The sequence below is a fragment of the Providencia sp. PROV174 genome, assembly GCF_028480685.1.
In the GTDB taxonomy this organism is placed as follows: domain Bacteria; phylum Pseudomonadota; class Gammaproteobacteria; order Enterobacterales; family Enterobacteriaceae; genus Providencia; species Providencia rettgeri.
In genome coordinates, this window is sequence record NZ_JAMPOT010000026.1 from 1 (window position 1) to 20,045 (window position 20,045).

At 40.7% G+C, this 20,045-nt stretch carries 19 protein-coding genes; 5 read left to right on the top strand and 14 right to left on the bottom strand.

Annotation, left to right across the window (positions count from 1 at the left end; translation table 11 throughout):
- The first annotated feature begins 818 nt into the window (after positions 1-818).
- Entirely contained in the window at positions 819-1,247 is a 429-nt protein-coding gene (locus tag PSE60_RS19550; RefSeq protein ID WP_210836413.1) for a hypothetical protein, read from the top strand.
- A gap of 119 nt (positions 1,248-1,366) precedes the next feature.
- On the opposite strand, the gene PSE60_RS19555 is transcribed toward PSE60_RS19550, so the two are convergent.
- The 4 genes from PSE60_RS19555 to acs all read right to left on the bottom strand — a co-directional run bounded on the left by PSE60_RS19555 (position 1,367) and on the right by acs (position 6,087).
- Positions 1,367-1,858 (bottom strand): 3-deoxy-7-phosphoheptulonate synthase, encoded by a 492-nt coding sequence (locus tag PSE60_RS19555; protein ID WP_272666524.1) that lies wholly within the window; start codon positions 1,856-1,858, stop codon positions 1,367-1,369.
- A 120-nt stretch (positions 1,859-1,978) separates the two neighbouring features.
- Positions 1,979-3,628, bottom strand: a complete 1,650-nt coding sequence (gene actP, locus PSE60_RS19560; protein WP_272666502.1) for a cation/acetate symporter ActP — start codon at positions 3,626-3,628, stop codon at positions 1,979-1,981.
- Positions 3,625-3,936 (bottom strand): DUF485 domain-containing protein, encoded by a 312-nt coding sequence (locus PSE60_RS19565; RefSeq protein WP_004906633.1) that lies wholly within the window; start codon positions 3,934-3,936, stop codon positions 3,625-3,627. The genes actP and PSE60_RS19565 overlap by 4 nt, the downstream gene beginning before the upstream one ends.
- 195 nt (positions 3,937-4,131) lie before the next feature.
- The gene (gene acs, locus PSE60_RS19570; protein ID WP_210836417.1) at positions 4,132-6,087 is read right to left on the bottom strand and encodes an acetate--CoA ligase; all 1,956 of its coding nucleotides are present in this window, start codon (positions 6,085-6,087) and stop codon (positions 4,132-4,134) included.
- A 417-nt stretch (positions 6,088-6,504) separates the two neighbouring features.
- Between acs and sodA the strand changes: the two genes are divergently transcribed.
- Complete coding sequence (gene sodA / locus PSE60_RS19575) at positions 6,505-7,131, top strand: superoxide dismutase [Mn] (protein ID WP_004906628.1); 627 nt, start codon at positions 6,505-6,507, stop codon at positions 7,129-7,131.
- 138 nt (positions 7,132-7,269) lie between these two features.
- Positions 7,270-7,947, top strand: coding sequence for a 6-hydroxyaminopurine reductase (gene yiiM, locus PSE60_RS19580; RefSeq protein ID WP_272666503.1), 678 nt, complete (start codon positions 7,270-7,272; stop codon positions 7,945-7,947).
- 91 nt (positions 7,948-8,038) lie between these two features.
- Here yiiM and PSE60_RS19585 read toward each other — a convergent pair whose 3' ends face one another.
- Positions 8,039-9,673 (bottom strand): ATP-binding cassette domain-containing protein, encoded by a 1,635-nt coding sequence (locus tag PSE60_RS19585; RefSeq protein WP_272666504.1) that lies wholly within the window; start codon positions 9,671-9,673, stop codon positions 8,039-8,041.
- The gene (locus tag PSE60_RS19590) at positions 9,666-11,351 is read right to left on the bottom strand and encodes an ABC transporter ATP-binding protein (RefSeq protein WP_272666505.1); all 1,686 of its coding nucleotides are present in this window, start codon (positions 11,349-11,351) and stop codon (positions 9,666-9,668) included. The genes PSE60_RS19585 and PSE60_RS19590 overlap by 8 nt, the downstream gene beginning before the upstream one ends.
- A gap of 185 nt (positions 11,352-11,536) precedes the next feature.
- Between PSE60_RS19590 and PSE60_RS19595 the strand changes: the two genes are divergently transcribed.
- Positions 11,537-12,442 (top strand): LysR substrate-binding domain-containing protein, encoded by a 906-nt coding sequence (locus tag PSE60_RS19595; RefSeq protein WP_210836427.1) that lies wholly within the window; start codon positions 11,537-11,539, stop codon positions 12,440-12,442.
- A gap of 44 nt (positions 12,443-12,486) precedes the next feature.
- Here PSE60_RS19595 and PSE60_RS19600 read toward each other — a convergent pair whose 3' ends face one another.
- Positions 12,487-13,362 carry a pirin family protein gene (locus PSE60_RS19600; protein ID WP_272666506.1) on the bottom strand — a complete coding sequence of 292 codons (876 nt, stop codon included), beginning with the start codon at positions 13,360-13,362 and terminating at the stop codon, positions 12,487-12,489.
- Between the two features lie 266 nt (positions 13,363-13,628).
- Here PSE60_RS19600 and PSE60_RS19605 point away from each other — a divergent pair, with 266 nt between their 5' ends.
- On the top strand, positions 13,629-14,306 hold the full coding sequence (locus PSE60_RS19605; RefSeq protein ID WP_272666507.1) for a hydrolase: 678 nt from the start codon (positions 13,629-13,631) through the stop codon (positions 14,304-14,306).
- Between the two features lie 146 nt (positions 14,307-14,452).
- On the opposite strand, the gene PSE60_RS19610 is transcribed toward PSE60_RS19605, so the two are convergent.
- The 7 genes from PSE60_RS19610 to PSE60_RS19640 all read right to left on the bottom strand — a co-directional run bounded on the left by PSE60_RS19610 (position 14,453) and on the right by PSE60_RS19640 (position 19,862).
- Positions 14,453-15,010 carry a class I SAM-dependent methyltransferase gene (locus PSE60_RS19610; protein ID WP_210836430.1) on the bottom strand — a complete coding sequence of 186 codons (558 nt, stop codon included), beginning with the start codon at positions 15,008-15,010 and terminating at the stop codon, positions 14,453-14,455.
- A 40-nt stretch (positions 15,011-15,050) separates the two neighbouring features.
- Entirely contained in the window at positions 15,051-15,344 is a 294-nt protein-coding gene (locus PSE60_RS19615) for a hypothetical protein (RefSeq protein ID WP_272666508.1), read from the bottom strand.
- Positions 15,345-15,526: 182 nt separating this feature from the next.
- Positions 15,527-16,570, bottom strand: a complete 1,044-nt coding sequence (trpS, locus tag PSE60_RS19620) for a tryptophan--tRNA ligase (protein ID WP_272666509.1) — start codon at positions 16,568-16,570, stop codon at positions 15,527-15,529.
- A gap of 16 nt (positions 16,571-16,586) precedes the next feature.
- Positions 16,587-17,279, bottom strand: a complete 693-nt coding sequence (locus PSE60_RS19625; protein ID WP_210836431.1) for a phosphoglycolate phosphatase — start codon at positions 17,277-17,279, stop codon at positions 16,587-16,589.
- Positions 17,276-17,950, bottom strand: coding sequence for a ribulose-phosphate 3-epimerase (gene rpe, locus PSE60_RS19630; protein WP_004263207.1), 675 nt, complete (start codon positions 17,948-17,950; stop codon positions 17,276-17,278). The genes PSE60_RS19625 and rpe overlap by 4 nt, the downstream gene beginning before the upstream one ends.
- A gap of 15 nt (positions 17,951-17,965) precedes the next feature.
- Positions 17,966-18,868, bottom strand: a complete 903-nt coding sequence (gene dam / locus PSE60_RS19635; RefSeq protein WP_210836432.1) for an adenine-specific DNA-methyltransferase — start codon at positions 18,866-18,868, stop codon at positions 17,966-17,968.
- Between the two features lie 82 nt (positions 18,869-18,950).
- Positions 18,951-19,862, bottom strand: a complete 912-nt coding sequence (locus PSE60_RS19640) for an SPOR domain-containing protein (RefSeq protein ID WP_272666510.1) — start codon at positions 19,860-19,862, stop codon at positions 18,951-18,953.
- Between the last annotated feature and the right edge of the window lie 183 nt (positions 19,863-20,045).

Here is a 20,045-nt window from a genome sequence, read left to right on the forward strand (position 1 = left end):
AATTAGCAAAAGAGTGTGGGGTGATAAAGAACTTAGATATAAAGCGATGGAGAAATAAGAAGTGTAGTTGTAGTTGGGAAAAATTAAATTGCATCTTCAATGCATTTAGAGAGTGAATGCTAATGAGGGATACAAAATAGTAAGTAACAGCTCACAAGTTGTTTGGTGGGGAGTGGAGTTTTAGTAAAACCCATGGATATAGTGAGTTGGTGGTTTATCTAATACTGCGATGAATGGAATGGCTTGAGAAATAAGTAACAGTTCACTTAAAAAAGAAAATTAAGCAGTGAAGGTTAGCTTGAACCATCATCTCTTAAATAGGTATAAATGAATTCATTTATACGCCCTACCGATAGATAAATTATAATCTATTAAAATAAATAATGAATTAGTAAGATTAGTTCATCGATTTACTCTACTTTGCTTGTTTGGGTTTTTTCTATTTTATGGTTTTTATGGTGTTAATTTGGCTGTACAAACAGTATGTGTTTATCATTTAAATATTAATAATATCAATAGATAAGGTGTTACAAACCATTTTTTCTGATAAAAAAGTAGTTTATCACCATTTTAAAATTTCGTCTAAAATTCACTCGAATGGTTATTTTTATATATAAAAATTGTTAAATTGATGTTTTATTTTATTGTACTTATAATGAGTAAATCAACTTAAGATATTACATTAGATATAAAATTTGTTTATAAATAGAATTTTCAATGGAAAGAGCACAGTCCAAGGTGTCGTTAATAACATAAGCTGTAATTATTAACTGACTGTATTTCATGTAAATATGATTTGTGTATCAAAGGTGGGTAACATGAAAAAGGCAAAAAGCGCTAATCATAAGATTTTTGATCAAATTCTTTCTGTAAATAAGCAGAAAGAAAACGAATTTAACAATGGGCAAGATGGTGCAATTATTCTTTCTATACTTGTGATGTTTTTTGTACCATTTTTACTATTAAATACAGCAAGAATTTATTTTGGAATAGATTACAGCTTTGTCGCTGTGATCTCCATGTTGGCGGTTAGTGCTATCATCACATACACATTGTATAAGCGTCTAAAAATGGATTCTAAATTTGCTGAGAAGCATATTGTATTAGACCAATTATTGATGTGTTATACGCCAAAAAATAAAGCAGAGTTTAAGAGCCTTCAAGAAGAGAGAAAGGCAAACCCATCAAGTACTTATTCACTTGTTGAAGATTGGGCTAGTAGAGAAAGACTGCACTATGCAAATTAGCACACACTAATAATCTAATAAATGTTTGCATATCCCTCGGCTACTTTTAGTTAGTTGGGGGATTTTTTTATCTATTGCAAAGGCTAGCCTCACATTGAGGGCTAGATTAATAAAAATAACTAATTCCAGTTTTTACCTAGAAGGTATGCAACTTCGAGAGATTGCATTCTGTTGAGTCTAGGGTCACATAATGACTGATACTTATAACTAATATCTTCTTCGCTGATCTCAGGAATACCCCCAGTGCACTCAGTAACATCTAGTCCTGTCATTTCTAAGTAGACACCTCCTGGATGTACTCCTGCTTCCTTTAATATATGAATGAACTGAATCATTTCATCAGTAATATCCGTAAAATAGCGTGTTTTATATCCTTCTTTGGCATTTTTAGTATTACCATGCATAGGGTCAATCATCAAAATGACAGGCTCTCTACTGGACTGAATTGATTTCATGAGAGTTGGAAGCTTTTGTTTAATAACCCCTGCTCCCATTCTAATGATGAGAACTATTTTTCCTTTCTCTTGACTAGGATGTAATTTCTTTATTAATTTCAGCAACGTATCTGATGTGATATTTAGTCCGCATTTGATACCAATAGGGTTTTCTATCCCTCTTAACTATTTGATATATAATTGTTATTCATTGTTATTTAATTATTTACGTTATATAGAATAAAAAAACGGCATAAATAGCCGTTTTTTATTCTATACAATTATGAGCGATCGACGTTAATGCGATTTTCCTTGTTCAATACCAAGCCCAATCTGTGAACGAATAAATTGTTCTTTAAAGCGCTCCCTTTCCATTTTCCCTTGTTCTGAATTATCTGTTATAGAGAATAACCATGAAGCAATAAATGCCACGGCCATGGAAAAGATTGCTGGATATTCATAAGGATAGATTGGTTTTTCATGATGAAGAATACTAACCCAGATAGTTGGCCCTAAAATCATTAAGACAACGGCGGTAATTAAACCGAACCAACCCCCTGCCAATGCTCCACGAGTGGTCAGTTTGCGCCAGTACATTGAGAGTAGAATGATTGGGAAATTACAACTTGCTGCAATTGAGAAAGCTAAACCGACCATGAAGGCAATGTTTTGTTTTTCAAACAGAATGCCCAACCCGATGGCAACAAAACCTAAGATAACAACGGTAATTTTAGATACGCGTAATTCATCTTTTTCATCAGCTTTACCATTTTTCATTGCCATCGCATATAGGTCATGAGAAACCGCGGAGGCACCTGCTAAGGTTAAACCAGCAACAACAGCAAGGATGGTGGCGAATGCAACTGCAGAAATAAAGCCTAAGAAGAAATTACCACCAACTGCATCAGCAAGATGTACTGCGGCCATATTGGTGCCACCAATTAATGCCCCAGCAGCATCTTTAAATGCAGGATTGGAACTTACAAGAACGATAGCACCAAAACCAATAATAAAGGTTAAGATGTAAAAGTAACCGATAAATCCAGTGGCATAGAACACACTTTTACGTGCTTCCTTAGCGTCACTAACGGTGAAGAATCGCATAATAATGTGAGGAAGGCCTGCTGTACCAAACATTAATGCTAAGCCAAGGGATAAGGCGGATATCGGGTCGGAAACCAGCCCTCCAGGACTCATGATAGCAATACCATTTTTATGAACTTCTACGGCTTCTTTAAATAAGGTATTAAAGTTAAAGCCAACATGCTTCATAACCATAACAGCCATGAATGTTGCACCAGCTAATAACAAGATGGCTTTAATAATTTGAACCCAAGTAGTGGCTAACATTCCACCAAATAGGACATATAGCACCATCAATATACCCACAATAACAACCGCGACGTGGTAATTGAGACCAAATAACAATTCAATTAATTTACCCGCACCAACCATTTGAGCAATAAGATACAGTGCAACAACAACCAGAGAGCCAACCGCAGATAGAATACGAATTGGTCTTTGTTTTAATCGATAAGAAGCGACATCAGCGAAGGTATAACGACCTAAATTACGTAAGCGCTCGGCAATTAAGAATAGAATGATCGGCCAGCCAATTAAGAAGCCAATCGAGTAAATCAGGCCATCGTAGCCAGAAGTATAAACTAGGGCAGAGATCCCTAAAAAGGAGGCTGCAGACATAAAGTCGCCAGCGATAGCCATCCCGTTTTGGAAACCGGTAATTTTCCCGCCTGCAGTATAGTAATCAGAGCGAGAACGCGTTCTTTTTGACGCCCAGTAAGTTATATATAAGGTAAAGCCGACAAACAGTAAGAACATCACAATCGCCTGAATATTCACAGGCTGGCGTTCAACATCCCCTGTCAATGCATCGGAAAACGCCATTGAGGAGGTAAAAAAGAGAATGAGTGAGAGCAATATTTTCATTTTTCTACCTCTTTTAAAATTTCTGCCGTTAAACGGTCGTATTCACCGTTAGCTCGGATAACGTAAAGCCCCGTTAGTACAAATGAAATGACGATCAGCCCTACACCAACAGGGATTCCTCTTGTGATATATGAACCTTCGGATATTGGTGTTCCAAGCCAGCTTGGGTCAAAAGCGATAAGAAAAATAAAACCAACATACAGCACGAGCGTTATTATTGATAACAACCATGAAAAGCGACTACGTTTTCTAACCAGTTCTTTAAAGCGAGGGTTATCCTCTACCTTTTCGTAAGCAGTAGCATTCATCAGAGTTCTCCTCTGTTATACTCGTTATACTTCAAATTGCAGCTTTGTTGACTACACTCACTCACACGAGTTACATACTTATGTATGCCCCTCGTGATTCGTTCGCTTGTCGCCTAGCTGCACCTCGAATTACTTAGAGTAAACCATCTTGTTGGGATGTATGTAAGGCCGCCTCTATGAGTTGGCCTTTTGGCGTTATGACATACTCATAGACTGTTTTTCTTCGAGTAGTTTTTCGACAACACCAGGGTCGGCCAGAGTGGAGGTATCTCCGAAATTACTGGTGTCTCCTGATGCAATTTTTCGTAGGATGCGACGCATGATTTTACCGGAACGGGTTTTGGGTAGTGAATCCGTCCAGTGAAGTACATCCGGGGTGGCAATAGGGCCAATTTCCTTACGAACCCAGTTGCGAACTTCGGTGTATAGCTCTGGTGATGGCTCAACCCCAGATATTAATGTGACATAAGCATAGATTGCTTGGCCTTTAATATTATGAGGAATACCGACCACGGCAGCTTCAGCCACTTTCGGATGTGCAACGAGTGCTGATTCTATTTCTGCGGTACCTAAACGGTGGCCCGAAATATTCAGTACATCGTCAACACGGCCTGTGATCCAGTAATAACCATCTTCATCACGACGAGCACCATCACCACTAAAGTACATGCCTTTAAAGGTTGAGAAATAGGTTTGCTCGAAGCGTTCGTGATCGCCAAATAAGGTTCGGGCTTGGCCCGGCCATGAATCAACAATCACTAAGTTACCTTCTGTGGCGCCTTCGATAGGTTCACCAAGGTTATCGACTAATGCAGGGCGAACACCAAAGAATGGCAATGTTGCAGACCCTGGCTTTAACATGGTTGCCCCTGGAAGTGGTGTGATCATAAAACCACCTGTTTCGGTTTGCCACCATGTATCAACTACTGGGCAGCGGCTATTACCAATTTTTTTGTAGAACCACTCCCAAGCTTCAGGGTTAATGGGTTCCCCCACTGAACCGAGAATTCGTAATGAGCTGCGATCTGTACCTTCAATGGCTTTATCTCCTTCGGCCATTAATGCACGGATAGCAGTTGGAGCAGTATAAAGGATATTGACTTGGTGTTTATCAACCACTTGGCTCATTCGGTTAACTGCTGGATAATTAGGTACCCCTTCGAACATTAATGTTTTAGCACCATTGGATAATGGCCCATATAACAAATAGCTATGGCCTGTAACCCAGCCTACATCTGCAGTACACCAATAAACTTCACCTGGATGGTAGTCGAAGGTGTATTTAAATGTCAGTGTGGCATAGACTAAATAACCGCCAGTGGTATGCAGAACGCCTTTCGGCTTACCTGTCGAACCAGAGGTATATAAGATGAATAGCGGGTCTTCTGCGTTAATTTCTTCTGGAGGGCAATCTGCACTGACCCCTTTGATGACGTCATGCCACCAGAGATCACGGCCTTCTACCCAGCTCGGTGCGTTGCCTGTGCGTTGGTAAACAATCACATTAGAAACCGTAGTGACTTGCGGGTTAGCGAGTGCGTCATCCACATTTTTCTTTAATGGAATTGCACGACCCGCTCGTAAGCCTTCATCTGCAGTGATGATTAGCTTCGCTTTGCAGTCAATAACGCGACCAGAGACCGCCTCAGGGGAGAAACCAGCAAAAATGACTGTATGTATCGCGCCAATACGAGCACAAGCCAGCATCGCGACAGCAGCTTCGACAACCATCGGCATGTAAATGGCAACAACATCGCCTTTACGAATACCTTGTTGTTTCAAAACATTAGCAAACTGACAAACATCATGGTGCAGTTCGCGGTAAGTGACATTTTTTGACGATGAGGGGTCATCGCCTTCCCAAATAATCGCAGTTTGGTCGCCTTTTTCAGCCAGATGGCGGTCCAAACAGTTCGCACTTAAATTTAATGTACCATCTTCAAACCAGCGGATATCAATATGGCCGGGGTCAAAAGAGGTGTTCTTGACACGTGTATAAGGTTTAATCCAATCAACGATTTTTCCTTTTTCGCCCCAAAATCCTTCAGGGTCTTGAATCGAGCGTTGGTACTCATCGTTATACTGTTGTTCGTTTATCAGGGCATTTTTTGCAATTTCAGCAGGAACGGGATGTTTAGTTATTTGAGTCATATTATTATCTCCTTGCAGATGTTAATACTATGTCAAAAAATGGTTAACTAAAGCACGATTTTTAAATTTGTTTTTCTTTTGCGCGGAAGATCACGTATTAATTGTAATGAGATTTGCAGTATTATCATTTGATGCTAAATATCAAATTGAAATATAAAGCTAAAAATATAATAAAAGGTAGATTTAAAGAAAAATAAACGATGGGGTTATTGGTATTAGTTACTGAATAAAGGAGTTCTCATAGCGAATATAAATATCCATACATTTACTATGGGTTTGATAATGATTTTCATTAACAGTAAAATAACTATAATAGATAGTAATTCACAAGGTGCGAAGTTACGCAAGTGTTTACCCTATGAGCCTTGTGGTAAAAATGAGAAACATAGCGGTATTTACGTCACTGGAGACAATAATATGAGTTATACGTTACCTGCTTTACCTTATGCTTATGATGCGCTGGAACCACACTTTGACAAGCAAACCATGGAAATCCACCATACTAAGCACCATCAAACCTATGTGACTAACACCAATACAGCGTTAGAAAAACTGCCTGAATTAGCGGGTTTAGATATCGATGTTTTGATTCAAAAATTGGACCAAATCCCAGCTGATCAACGTACGTTTGTTCGTAACAACGCAGGTGGCCACTCAAACCATAGTCTGTTCTGGAAAGGTTTGAAATTAGGTACTGAATTAAAAGGCGAACTGAAAGCTGCGATTGAGCGTGATTTCGGTAGCGTTGATGCATTTAAAGAACTGTTTGAAAAAGCAGCTGCAACACGTTTCGGTTCTGGCTGGGCATGGCTGGTTCTGAAAGATGACGGTAAATTAGCTGTCGTTTCAACTGCTAACCAAGACAGCCCATTAATGGGTGAGGCTATTTCAGGCGTATCTGGTTACCCAATTATCGGTTTAGACGTGTGGGAACACGCTTATTACCTGAAATTCCAAAACCGCCGCCCTGATTATATTAAAGCATTCTGGTCAGTTGTGAACTGGGATGAAGCAGCGGCACGTTTTGCAGCAAAAGCTAAATAATTTTATAAGATAATTTATTTGCCATAAGCGCAGCGTTAATGCTGCGCTTTTTTATTTTGTAGCCCATCTGATTGTTATCTCTACTGGCATTCTTTATGATGGAAGTTCTATTACTTTGCTAAGTGGAGAGCACTGTTCATGTCATATTATCCCCAAGTCTTTATCGGTAAAGTCCAAGCAACCCAGTCTTGTGGGCACAGCGCTATCCATAAGCAAGCTGCCGACGGGTTACTGGTATTAGGGCAATTGGGGCTTGATGGTGATGAACAAGCTGAAAAACGCCACCATGGTGGGCCTGATAGAGCACTTTGTCATTATCCTCGTGACCATTATGATTTCTGGGTCAATGCATATCCTGATTTAGCCGATTTATTTGTTGCCTCTGCATTTGGGGAAAATATATCAACGTTGGGTATGACTGAAGAAAACGTATTTATTGGGGATATTTTTGCATGGGGTGATGCGCGTATTCAGGTCACTCAACCCCGTTCCCCTTGTTATAAGCTCAATGGGTTAACGGGAATTGAAAATTTTGCACAAATAATGCAAGACAATGGGCGTTGTGGTTGGTTGTACCGTGTCATTAAAACAGGCAATGTTAGTGAAAATGCGCCATTAGCGCTATTGAGCCGCAATAGTGATATTTCAGTACAAGAAGCCATTATGATTGCATTTCATGCCCCTTATGATGAGGAACTATACCAGCGCCTGTTAAGTGCCGCAGGGTTATCCGCAAGTTGGAGCTTAACCATGCAGAACCGTTTAGATAACCACCGCATCGAAGAGTTTAAGCACCGGTTGTTTGGTAAGCGTTAATCACAGGTGAAAAGCCATTGTGCGCTTATAGCAGAGAGAGTCTTCAGCCATAAGCGCTTGCTAGCAATATAACGTGCGATACTGAAAATGCCTATGTCTTAGGCGTTTGTTGTATAAACTGTTGGTACCACGGGATATTCGCCATTAATTCGAGATGTGTTCCCTGAGCGATAATTTTTCCTTTCTCCATATACACAATTTCATCCGCTTGTCGGGCTAGATTAGGCTGGTGGGTGACGATGATACGTGTTTGTTGTTTGGCTTGAGTAATAAGGTCAATCACGGAGGCAGTATTGATATTATCAAGGCTTGCTGTTGGTTCATCCATTAAAATGATATTAGGATGCTGTAGAATCAGCCTTGCAATACACAGCCGTTGTCTTTGTCCTCCAGAAAGTAACATACCACCGGCACCTATCTCTTTTTCTAAGAACGTATGATTGACAGTGAAATTAAGTTGAGTCAGCAATGCACTGATTGCCCGGTCATCAATATTATCATTATCAAGTGCCAAATTTTGGCGTACGCTACCGCAAAATAAACGGCTATCTTGAAGTAAGACTCCCCGGCGAGCACACAATATTTCTTGTGATAGGTTTTTAATATTTTTATTACCGTAGTTCACACTGCCATGTGTTGGGTCTTGTAAGCGAGCGAGTAAGCTTAATAATGTACTTTTTCCTGCTCCGGATGGCCCTACAATGGCGGTAAGCGTATGTTCCTTAAAGCTAAGACCTATATTTTGTAAAATGCATTTTTTATTATCACTGTAAAATGATAACTGTTCACAGCTAACGCTATCGATAGTGGGTGTTGATGAACGATAAGGAAATGTTAACACCGGAGCCTGCAAGGCTTTTTCGATTCGTTGAATTGCTTTTTTCATTTGCCTAATTGATTGGTCTAAATGAGAAAGTAACCACATAGGTTCAATTAAGCGCGCTAATAAAACTAACCCTGCTAGCCACATATTTAATGGTATCTTTGCATGATCAACTAAATAAATACCGAACCCAAAGAGCGTAATAAACGCGGTTTGTACCATCAATGAAAATAATAAGTGAAATGGCAAACTTCTTCGTTGTAGCTGTCTCTGAGTTTGATACTGGGATGCTAAGGCAAATTTGGGATGCAGCTGCTCATAATGGGTATTTGAGCGACGAATCAATGGCTGGTGGAGCGCATATTGGTTGAGTGCACTCATTGCTTGTTGTTCTGATTCATGAGTTGCTCGTTCAAAAAAGGCAATTTTTCTGGCGGATAAGCGTAAAGAGATTAATAACAAAAGGAGTATAAACAGTAAAATAGCGCCAAATGCACCTTGATAGACTAACACGCCAATCACGATAGTACAGGGCGTGACTAACCCACTGATAATAGGATGGAGCAAATGTGCGGGGACAGACATAACCTGTGATACAGGTCCTGAAATTAATTGGTTGCTGTTTGAAATGGGTTGCAATGAAAGGGGCAGATGGCGAATAAGTGCCGTAGCAAGATAGCGCATCACGAATCCCCCTGCAAAATAGCCTTTCTGGGTGGCTATAAATGTTACGGCGAGTGTCGTTAAGCTAGAAAGAGTGAATAGTATTAATGGCATAGAGGTATCAAGGTGCCAATCTAAAATAACGACAAATAAAAATAACCCGCTAATTCCTTCTAAAATAGCGCTTAGCGTCATCCAAAATATAGCATTACGTACGGTGTACAATAAGCGTTTAAGCACAGTTCTCCTCCAATGCACGTAAAAGTTGCTGATAGGGTTCTGAATGTATTGAAAGTTGTTGATGCGAGCCTTGTGCGATTAATTTTCCGTTACCTAACAATAAGATGCGGTCTGCTAGATTCAAGCCGTTTAAGTCATGGGTAACGAATACACAAGTTCGCGGCTCACTGTGCAATAAATTAAGTACCCGCTGTGCATTTTGTGGATCAAGTGCGGATGTCGGTTCATCAAGCAGCAATAAAGGCGCAGGCGATAGCAACGCTCGTGCAATCGCGAGGCGTTGGGCTTCTCCACCGGACAACACTACATCTTGCTCTATTACAGCATCCAGCCCTTTAGGTTGTTGTTTTACCAGTGATAATAAATTGAGTTCACCAAGGTAACGGTACATGTCATCTTCAGTGGCGTTTGGGGCAAATAGCCGTAGATTTTCACGTACAGAACAAGGCAGAGGCGAAGTGCTTTGCATGACGATGGAAACCGTACGGTTCAAACTAGTTAATGATAGCAGTGGTAATGGAACTGAGTTAAAGAGGACATTTCCCTTTGTTGGGTCTAAAAAGCGCGCCATAAGTTGTATTAAGGTGCTTTTTCCCGCTCCAGATGTTCCGACAATAGCAATAAATTCGTTGGGTGCTACGGTGATATTAATATTCGATAATATTGGGTTATCACCTATTCTAACGTCAACTTGGGCAAGTTTGAGCTCACCTTGGGATGGAGTAATTTCCTTTTCTCCGTAATGCATATCCGGTTCAGCTAGAAGTTGGCGAATACGTTCTGATGCGCTAACAGCAAGGTTCAAAGCGTCTGCACCATGCCCCATTGCAGCAACGGGGGCAGCAATACTGCTAATTAATAGAATGAATAAAATGACTTGAGCGAGAGGTACAGGCTCAGAGAGTAATGAAACCCCAAAAATAACCCATAATGATAGCAATGTGCTGCTGATACCGACTTGGGTCAGTGAGCTCAAGGCGCCTATTTTACTTATCCATCGCTTAAAGGCGATTTCAAATTGGTATAACGCTTGTGATGCTTTTTTTTGAATGGATTGATTGGGATATTGCCTTGCCTGTAGCGGGTTATCTGCAAGTTCAGCATATTGTTCATACAGGTCGCTCATTGCCCGGTTACGTGAGGCATATAGCGCGTGATAACGTATAGAACGCATTTGTTTAAATAAAAAAACCGAGGTGATTAATGGCATCAAGCAAAAAATGGTGAGTAGTGTATTTTGCCATAATAGGATGAGAGTTGCTGTTATTGGGACGATAATTAATTTTGTGATATCTGCGGGGGCATGAGCGGTTAATTGGTGTAGCGAACGGACATCACGATCAGCTATTTGCAAAAAGCCATCTCGACCATGTTGGGCAAAGTGGTTTAGAGGGAGTTTTTCTACTTTATCCAGAAGTTGTAGCCTGAGTTGGTGGCAGAGATGGTTATCAGTTTGATGGGTTAAATACAGAGCAAAAGTTTGGCAAATTAGCCAGCTCACACCCCCTATGGATGCAATAACAACCCATTCATAATATTGATGAACGGAAGCGTTGGCAATTTGGCTAATTGCTATCAATGGAATGAGTGAACAGAGGCCTGCGATGGCTTGTAAAATAAGTGCAAATAATAGTGTGAAGCGATAGGGACGAAGTAATTCCCAAAGTGCGCGGTACATGCTAAACCTCCATAGCGAATCGGTCACTTTAATTTATTTCGCTTTGTTATCGTGAATTAGTTGTTTTGCTTGCCAGACTATTTGTTTTGTTTGCAGGCCTTATTGGCGGTATTCATTTTTAAAGCGCTTTTTTGGGGTTTTTAGTAAGATGGCGATATTGCGATTAAGAATATTGAGGGGGTGAGATGCAATATGATTTAAATGATCTCTACTATTTTGTGAAAGTTGTGGAATATGGTGGCTTTTCACAAGCGGGTTTGGCTCTAGGGATCCCTAAATCTAAATTGAGTCGACGTATTGCAGACTTAGAGAAAAACCTTAATGTTTCATTGATTTACCGTTCTACTCGCCAGTTTCATGTCACGGAAGTGGGGCAAGTTTTTTATCAGCAGTGTAAAAATGTGGTGGATGAAGCTGAAGTTGCTCATGAATTGATTTGTTCCGTTCAGTCACACCCTAAAGGAACGATCAAGTTATCGTGTCCAGTCGCACTGTTACAAGTCTATCTCAAAGAATTACTTGTAGATTTTATGATAAAGTACCCTGATATTGATGTTCAAATTTTAGCAGTTAACCGCCCTGTAGATGTGATTAGTGAAGGGTTGGATTTAGCTATTCGCGTGCGTTCATTGCCATTAGATGATTCTGGCTTAATGATGAAAGTACTTGGATATTCACGGCGTATCTTAGTGGCTAGCCCGCAGTTATTCGCAGAGCACGGTGAACTCACAGAGCCAGAAAAGCTGGTGGATTACCCGATGTTAGCGAATACAGAGCACTCACAAAATTACACGTTGACCCTCAAAAATAGTCACGATCTTAGCTTTACGCAGCATTTTACCCCTAAGTTAGCGACAACAGATGTCTTAACGCTATACCATGCGGCACGCAAAGGGGTTGGGATCGCAAGGTTGCCTTATGGTGTGGTAGAAAAAGACATTGAATCAGGGAAATTGATAGAGGTATTACCGAAATGGCAGTTTCCTGAAGATATCATTCATGCGGTGTATCCATCACGCAAAGGGCTGTTGCCATCAATCCAATTATTATTAAATCATTTAGCTGATAATATTTCGCCGTCAGTGAAATAAATTTCCCCGATAGCACATTAGGCTATCAGGGAAATATTTCTTATTTACTGTGTTTCAGGAATGCGGCCAAATTTCCCACTGTTGAAATCATTCACGGCTTCATTGATTTCTTGCATAGTATTCATCACAAAGGGGCCGTAACCAACAACCGGCTCATTAATAGGATCACCACTGAGCAACAGTACTAAGGCATCTTCTGTGGCTTCTAACAGAATATTGCTGTCTGTATCGTCGAGGATCATCAGCTCCCCTTCGTTTAAAGCGGAACGACCATCAACAAATATTGAACCACGTAACATGACTAAACCGACATAGCGTCCCGCTTTGGTTGGGATACCTACCGTTTTACCTTTGTTCAGCTGCAAATCCCATACATCTAATGGACTAAAGGTTTTTGCTGCCCCTTTATTGCCTAAATAGTCACCCGCGATCACTCGCAGTGTACCTGCATCATTGGGTAATGCGACTTTTGGCATACTATGGCTTTCTAACAGCTGGTAGCCGGGGGCCGCTGATTTGTCTTTTGCTGGCAAATTAACCCACAGTTGTACCATATCAAGAGTGCCACCTTGTTTCATGAAGGCGTCAGACTGATACTCTTGATGTAAAATACCCGATGCCGCAGTCATCCATTGAACATCACCTGGGCCTATCACACCGCCTTCCCCCGTAGAGTCATGGTGAGCCACTTCGCCATCATACACTATTGTAACGGTTTCAAACCCACGGTGTGGATGCTCGCCAACCCCCCTGTTTGCTGAATTTGAGCTTGGGAAATCAAAAGGCCCCGCTCTGTCGAGCAAAAGGAATGGGTTGAGGTATTTCCCATGATCATTATAGCTAAACATTGAACGGACAGGAAAGCCGTCTCCGACCCAATGGCTGCGAGGAGATTGATAGATACCAATAATTTTTTTCATGGTTTTGCCCCTAAAATTGTTTTGATGACTGAATAATAAAGGAGCAAATCATTTGGCAGTAGTGGCAAAAATAGGTTTCATTGTTGCAGTGATAGAACAATAGAATAAAGTCTAATTATTCTATTTATAGAACAGTGTTTATCAAAAACTGGACTACTCAGCCTTAAATTGATGAATTAATCTAAATAATACGAAAACGGAGCGGCTATCGTTCTATTTTTAAATCAAAAACAGATTTCATATTTTATCGATTGAGAGGTTTCATCATGAGTAGCCCAGCTAATTTTAATGGTCAACGTCCTGCTATTAACCCAGAAGATGCGGTGATGTTATTAATCGATCACCAGAGTGGCTTATTCCAAACCGTAGGTGACATGCCAATGACGGAATTGCGCGCTCGTGCCGCTGTTCTGGCTAAAATGGCTTCCCTAGCTAAAATTCCAGTAATCACAACGGCTTCTGTACCTCAAGGACCAAATGGTCCGCTCATCCCAGAAATTCATCAAAACGCACCACATGCACAATATATTGCACGCCGTGGCGAAATTAATGCATGGGATAACCCTGAGTTTGTGGCAGCGGTAAAAGCAACAGGTAAAAAACAATTAATTATTGCAGGAACCATTACCAGTGTTTGTATGGCTTTCCCTGCGATTAGTGCGGTGATGGATGGTTATCAAGTATTTGTGGTCATTGATGCATCAGGCACCTACAGCAAAATGGCGCAAGAAATTACCTTAGCGCGAGTGGTGCAAGCGGGTGTCGTTCCATTGGATACTGCGGCTGTTGCGTCAGAATTACAAGGGACTTGGAACCGTGAAGATGCGGCGGAGTGGGCAATGGCTTACACACAAATTTTCCCTGCTTATCAACTATTAATTGAAAGCTACAGTAAAGCGCAAGAAGTTCTGAAAAATAATGAGCAATTAGATTCTGAACGTTAATTCGCGATAACCCCCCACATTTAACTTACAGAATTAAATCAGGTGGTGGATGGCATATTTGCTCCAACCCATATGTGATATTAATCTAATTGATTGTTATTGAGCATGGTAAAAACGGGAAATTTATCCCGTTTTTTATGAAAAATTTATTTGGGGTAGCAAACATAAACCCAAGCGGGTGGAAAATTGAGATAGACACGTTGTTTTGTAAAATTAAAATAGCGAGAAAACATCTTTTCGCAGGATTGGGTGTATTGAAATAAAATAAAAACCCCTTGCTTGGCAACTAAGCATTGATTCGCTTTCTTCAGAATTCTCATGCCTATCTTTTTATTTAGTGAGAGAAAAGGGATGCCAGAGATAATCACATCATACTCATCTTGAAGATATTCAGCCGAAATGGGGTAAACGATAACTCGGTTATCTTTAATCTGTTGAAGTTGTGTAATAAACGTATTATTAACTTCATAAATATCTAATGATGTATTTAATGAAGACTTTTGCAGTATTTGTTTTGTCATTACGCCATTACCAGCACCTATTTCTGCAAATTTACTTTGTTTGCCCCAATCGATATAACTCAGCATGGTATTACAGAGTGAGCTAGATGATGGAATAATCGACCCCATCTCCCTTGGCGAAGTAATAAATTGCTTTATATATTCTTTGTATGAATTAAGCCATAGCGCATTAATAATAAACATTTGCACCTCCAATTAGGGGTATAAGAATTGTTTATTTACTTCACACGGGTAAACCGCACTCACTACAGAATTTATCGCCATATCGGATCATTGAGCGACATTGTTGGCACTGCATCACGTTACGGTATTGCTGCTCGATCTGCTGTTTATCGTTGTAGTACCCATTATTATGGTCACTGTGTTTGGATGAGTGTCCTTGATTTGAATACCCCCCATGCTTGGATGCCCCACCATGTTTGGAATAGCGTGAACCTCGATTTAACCCAAATAATTTGCTGAAAAATGACATAGGTAATTCTCCGTTATTGAGTGTGTTCACGATTAATATAAACATTAGAGTTAACTCCAGACACAAGGCAAAAAGAGATTAATTACACGATATTACATTTAATTACTGTGGGTAATTAATTTGGCATTTTGAATTGATGGGCTGGGTATTACAGGAGGAAATAGACGTTGTCAGTAGCCTAATGGGGGATGAATTTCCCCCATTACACTTAATTTAAGTGGTGAATATTACAACTGCGGGCGTTTAACGAAGCCAATTGCTTCATAAACTTTATCTAACGTTTCTTGCGCGCGAGCAGCCGCTTTGGTTGCACCTTCATCCATAATTTGGTTGAGCAGCACTTCATCATTACGGAATTCATGGTAGCGAGTTTGAAGTGTAGTTAACATGCCAGAAACGGCTTCTGCCACAGCACCTTTTAGATGACCGTACATTTGGCCTTCAAATTCTGCTTCGAGTTCTGCGATTTTCTTACCAGTCACGCCTGACATGATATCTAATAAGTTAGAAACACCCGGTTTGTTTTCTAAATCATAACGAATACGCGGTGGCTCTTCGGAGTCAGTCATTGCGCGTTTGATTTTTTTCACGACAGATTTCGGGTCTTCTAATAATGCGATAACGTTGTTACGGTTATCATCAGACTTAGACATTTTCTTGGTTGGATCTTGCAGCGCCATAACACGGGCACCACCACCTGTCGGAATGAATGGATCGGGTACAGTGAAAATATCACCGTAAATAGCATTGAAGCGTTGAGCAATATCACGACTCAATTCAAGGTGTTGTTTCTGGTCAATACCAACAGGCACTTGATTCGTTTGATAAATCAAAATATCTGCGGCCATTAGTACCGGGTAATCAAATAGGCCTGCATTGATATTTTCTGCATGACGGGCCGATTTATCTTTAAACTGAGTCATACGGCTCAACTCACCGAAATAGGTGTAACAGTTAAGCGCCCAGCTCAATTGAGCATGTTGTGGGACATGGGACTGAACAAAAATAGTGCTTTTTTTCGGGTCAATGCCACAAGCTAAATAAAGCGCGAGTGTATCAAGGGTTCTTTTACGCAGCTCGATAGGGTCTTGGCGAACAGTGATAGCGTGCTGGTCAACGATACAGTAAATGCAATCGTAGTCATCTTGCATTTGTACCCACTGACGTAATGCACCCATATAGTTACCGATGGTTAATTCACCGGAAGGCTGTGCGCCGCTGAATACGATTGGTTTTTGGGGTTGCTTTAAATTTTCAGTGGGAGTGCTCATTTAGTTATGTCCTTGCTTATTTTATTTCAGATAACCCAATTGCAGGTAATAAATCAGAAAAATGCGTTAATACACAGTTCGGTTCACTCAGTGCAATAGATTCACCATAGTTATAACCGTAGGTCAGACCGACACACGGGCATTCAGCGCTTTTCGCTGCAATAATATCATTACGAGAATCGCCGACAAAAAGCAATTCTTCTTTACGTAAACCGAATGTTCCCATCGTTAAGTAGAGAGGAGCTGGATGCGGTTTTAAAGCTTTGACATCATCGCTACCCAATACCAGAGAAAAGTAGTGTTCAATGTCTAACTTCTTCAATAATGGAGCAATAAATGGGGTCGCTTTATTAGTTACAATCCCCATAGGCAGGCCATGTTTCGCTAATTGCTCTAAAGTGTCTTTTACTTCAGGGAACAGTTGGCTGCCTGTGGTGACAGATGTTGCATAGAATTTATCAAAACTGGCTCGTGCTCTTTTTTGTAGCTCGGGCGTGATTTCTGCTCCTGCCCAAGAAAGCGCTCGCTCAACTAACACATCAACCCCATTGCCGACCCAAATAGAAACACGTTCTTTACCTGCGGGAGGGAAATTCAATTCGTTGAGCATGTTGTCGATAGCGTCAGCTAAGCCGCTGGCGCTGTCTACGAGAGTGCCGTCTAAATCGAAAGCTATCGCTTTGATATTCTCTAATACAACTTGAGTCATTGAGATACCTTTTGTAATTCGTTACGCATCGCGTCGATGACCGTTTTATAGTCAGGTTGATCAAAAATAGCAGAACCTGCAACGAAGGTATCCGCACCTGCTGCTGCGATTTCTGCGATATTGTTCACTTTGACACCGCCATCGACTTCCAAACGAATATCATAGCCACTCTCATCAATTAATTTACGGACTTGGCGCAATTTATTGAGTGTTTGTGGGATAAAGGATTGGCCACCAAAACCTGGATTGACTGACATGAGTAGGATCATATCGACTTTATCCATCACATAATCAAGGTAGCTAAGTGGGGTTGCTGGGTTAAATACTAACCCTGCAGTACAGCCATGCTCACGAATTAATTGCAGTGAGCGATCAACGTGTTCACTGGCTTCAGGATGGAAACTAATATGGGTTGCACCGGCCTTAGCAAAGTCAGGGATAATGCGGTCAACGGGTTTCACCATTAAATGGACATCGATAGGTGCAGTAATTCCGTAGTCACGCAGTGCTTTACATATAGGCGCTCCAAACGTTAAGTTTGGCACATAATGGTTATCCATAACATCAAAATGCACGATATCGGCACCAGCTGCAAGAACATTGGCAGTATCTTCGCCTAAACGGGCAAAGTCAGCAGATAAAATAGATGGGGCAATGAGAAAGTTTTTCATTATTGTCTCCGATTATTAATCGTTATCTGAGAGCCATTCATCGCTAGGTACAAGGCGCTGCGTTTTTTTCTTATCTATCTTTCTAGGAGAAAGGCTATTTGGTATACCCGGATATAATGCCAGTAACTCATTGACTTTTGTCCGGTTCAATATATTTCTACTGATAGTGCGACGTACTTTTACAATATGTAATTGGGCTTGATGATACCACTCTCTCGTCATCGGCGTATCATGATTTGAGATCAAGACAGGGATTTTGCTTTCTGTTGATAACTTTTGTGCCAAAATCGCTAAGTTTTGTTGTTCAAGCGAATTAAATGAATTCGTATGATACGCGGTGAAATTAGCGGTATCTGATAAAGGTGCATAGGGTGGGTCACAGTAGACAACAGCCCCCTCTTTTGCGTTGAGCAAGGTTTCACCATAATGCTGAGTTATAAACGTCGCATTTTGTGATTTTTCAGCAAACCACAGTAATTCTTCTTTAGGAAAATAGGGTTTTTTATAGCGGCCGAAAGGAACATTAAATTCACCACGAGAATTATAACGGCATAACCCATTATAGCAGTGGCGGTTTAAGTATAAAAAAAGGATACTGCGTTTCTCAGTATCGGTTGATTGGTTAAAGGCTTCACGCATTAAATAATATTGTTCGGAAGTATTATATTCAGGTGTGAAGATTTGCTGGGCTTCTTCGATAAAAGAATCAGCACGGTCTTTAACCGTATTGTAGAGGTTGATGAGGTCACTGTTGATATCTGCCAGTATGTAGGAATCATAACTGGTGTTTAAAAACACTGACCCAGCACCAACAAAAGGCTCAATTAAGCAATCACCTTGTGGAAGGTGTTTTTTGATTTCTTCCACAAGGGGGTATTTGCCCCCAGCCCATTTTAAAAAAGCGCGTTTTTTTTTCATGCCGTCTTTATTATTACAATCGTTTAGAGTAATAAATCTATACTCTGTCAGGACAACATAATGCGCCCGGGGAAAAACGTTGTTATTTTTGATCCTGTTTGACTTGTTTCATATTTCTAACCCACGGTTTTTTCGCTTGCACTGCAGCAGGTAAGGTTCCTATTGCATTTTTTGCGTCGGTCACTGAACTATAATTTCCATGAATAAGAACATACCAGGTTTGCCCATTACGTATAGTTTTATAGACTTTGTAATTGGCCAGTTTGTTTTCTTTTGCAAAAGCTTCCAATGTATCAGAGCGGCTTGCGCTGCTGAGTTGTAATGTATAGCTACCTGCTGGCGCAGACATGATATTACTACCTTGGCTACTTGCTGTTGATGCGGGTTTCGCTGGCTGTTTAGTCTGCACAGGATGTTTTTGCTCAACGGGTTTTGCAGGTGTTTTTTCTGGTGTGACTGGTTTAACCACAGGTTGCTGTTCGACAGGTTTAACAGTTGGTGGTGTTAACTGTGTCGCATTTTGTGGTTGGTTAGTATTTGGTACAGAAACTTGGCCTTGATTTAAGGCATCAACGACATCACCAGGTATTTCGATACGCTCACCCAGACCATTTGGTTGAGTTTGAGGCTCTCCTTGGGTTGGTGTCGGGGTAATTTGTGTACCGGTAATTTCTTGCGGTTGCCCTGATAACGTTTGACCTTGTGAATTTGTCAACGATGAGGAGCCCGATAAGTCGATATTCTGTGAATTATTTGCACCCGTTGTTTGTTGCTTTTCATGCTCTGTAGGGGCCTTTAAAGCTGAGCTGATAGCAATAATGAGCAGCAATAGAACCAGAACACCTACACCAATCATAATATGTTGGCGTGAGAGTGCAATTTTAGGTTTTGCAGCAGATGATGATTGGCGTGAGCGCCCAGTCGGTCTATCCGATGTATCTGGCCTAAGATCATTTTGACCTTGAGGCTGGTTATCTGGTTTAAATTCGTCCATTTTCCTCTCCCGAATAAAATTTGCCTATAGTAGAGATAAAATGTCTCTTATCAGTACAACCTCTTAACGACCAAGCAGGGCATCACTGCTTATTTTAAAGCATATATCCTTTCGTAATACCACGCTAGCCAAAGTGGTATTGATAATACGCTTTTTCAGAGTTTCGTATATAGGCGTAGGCAT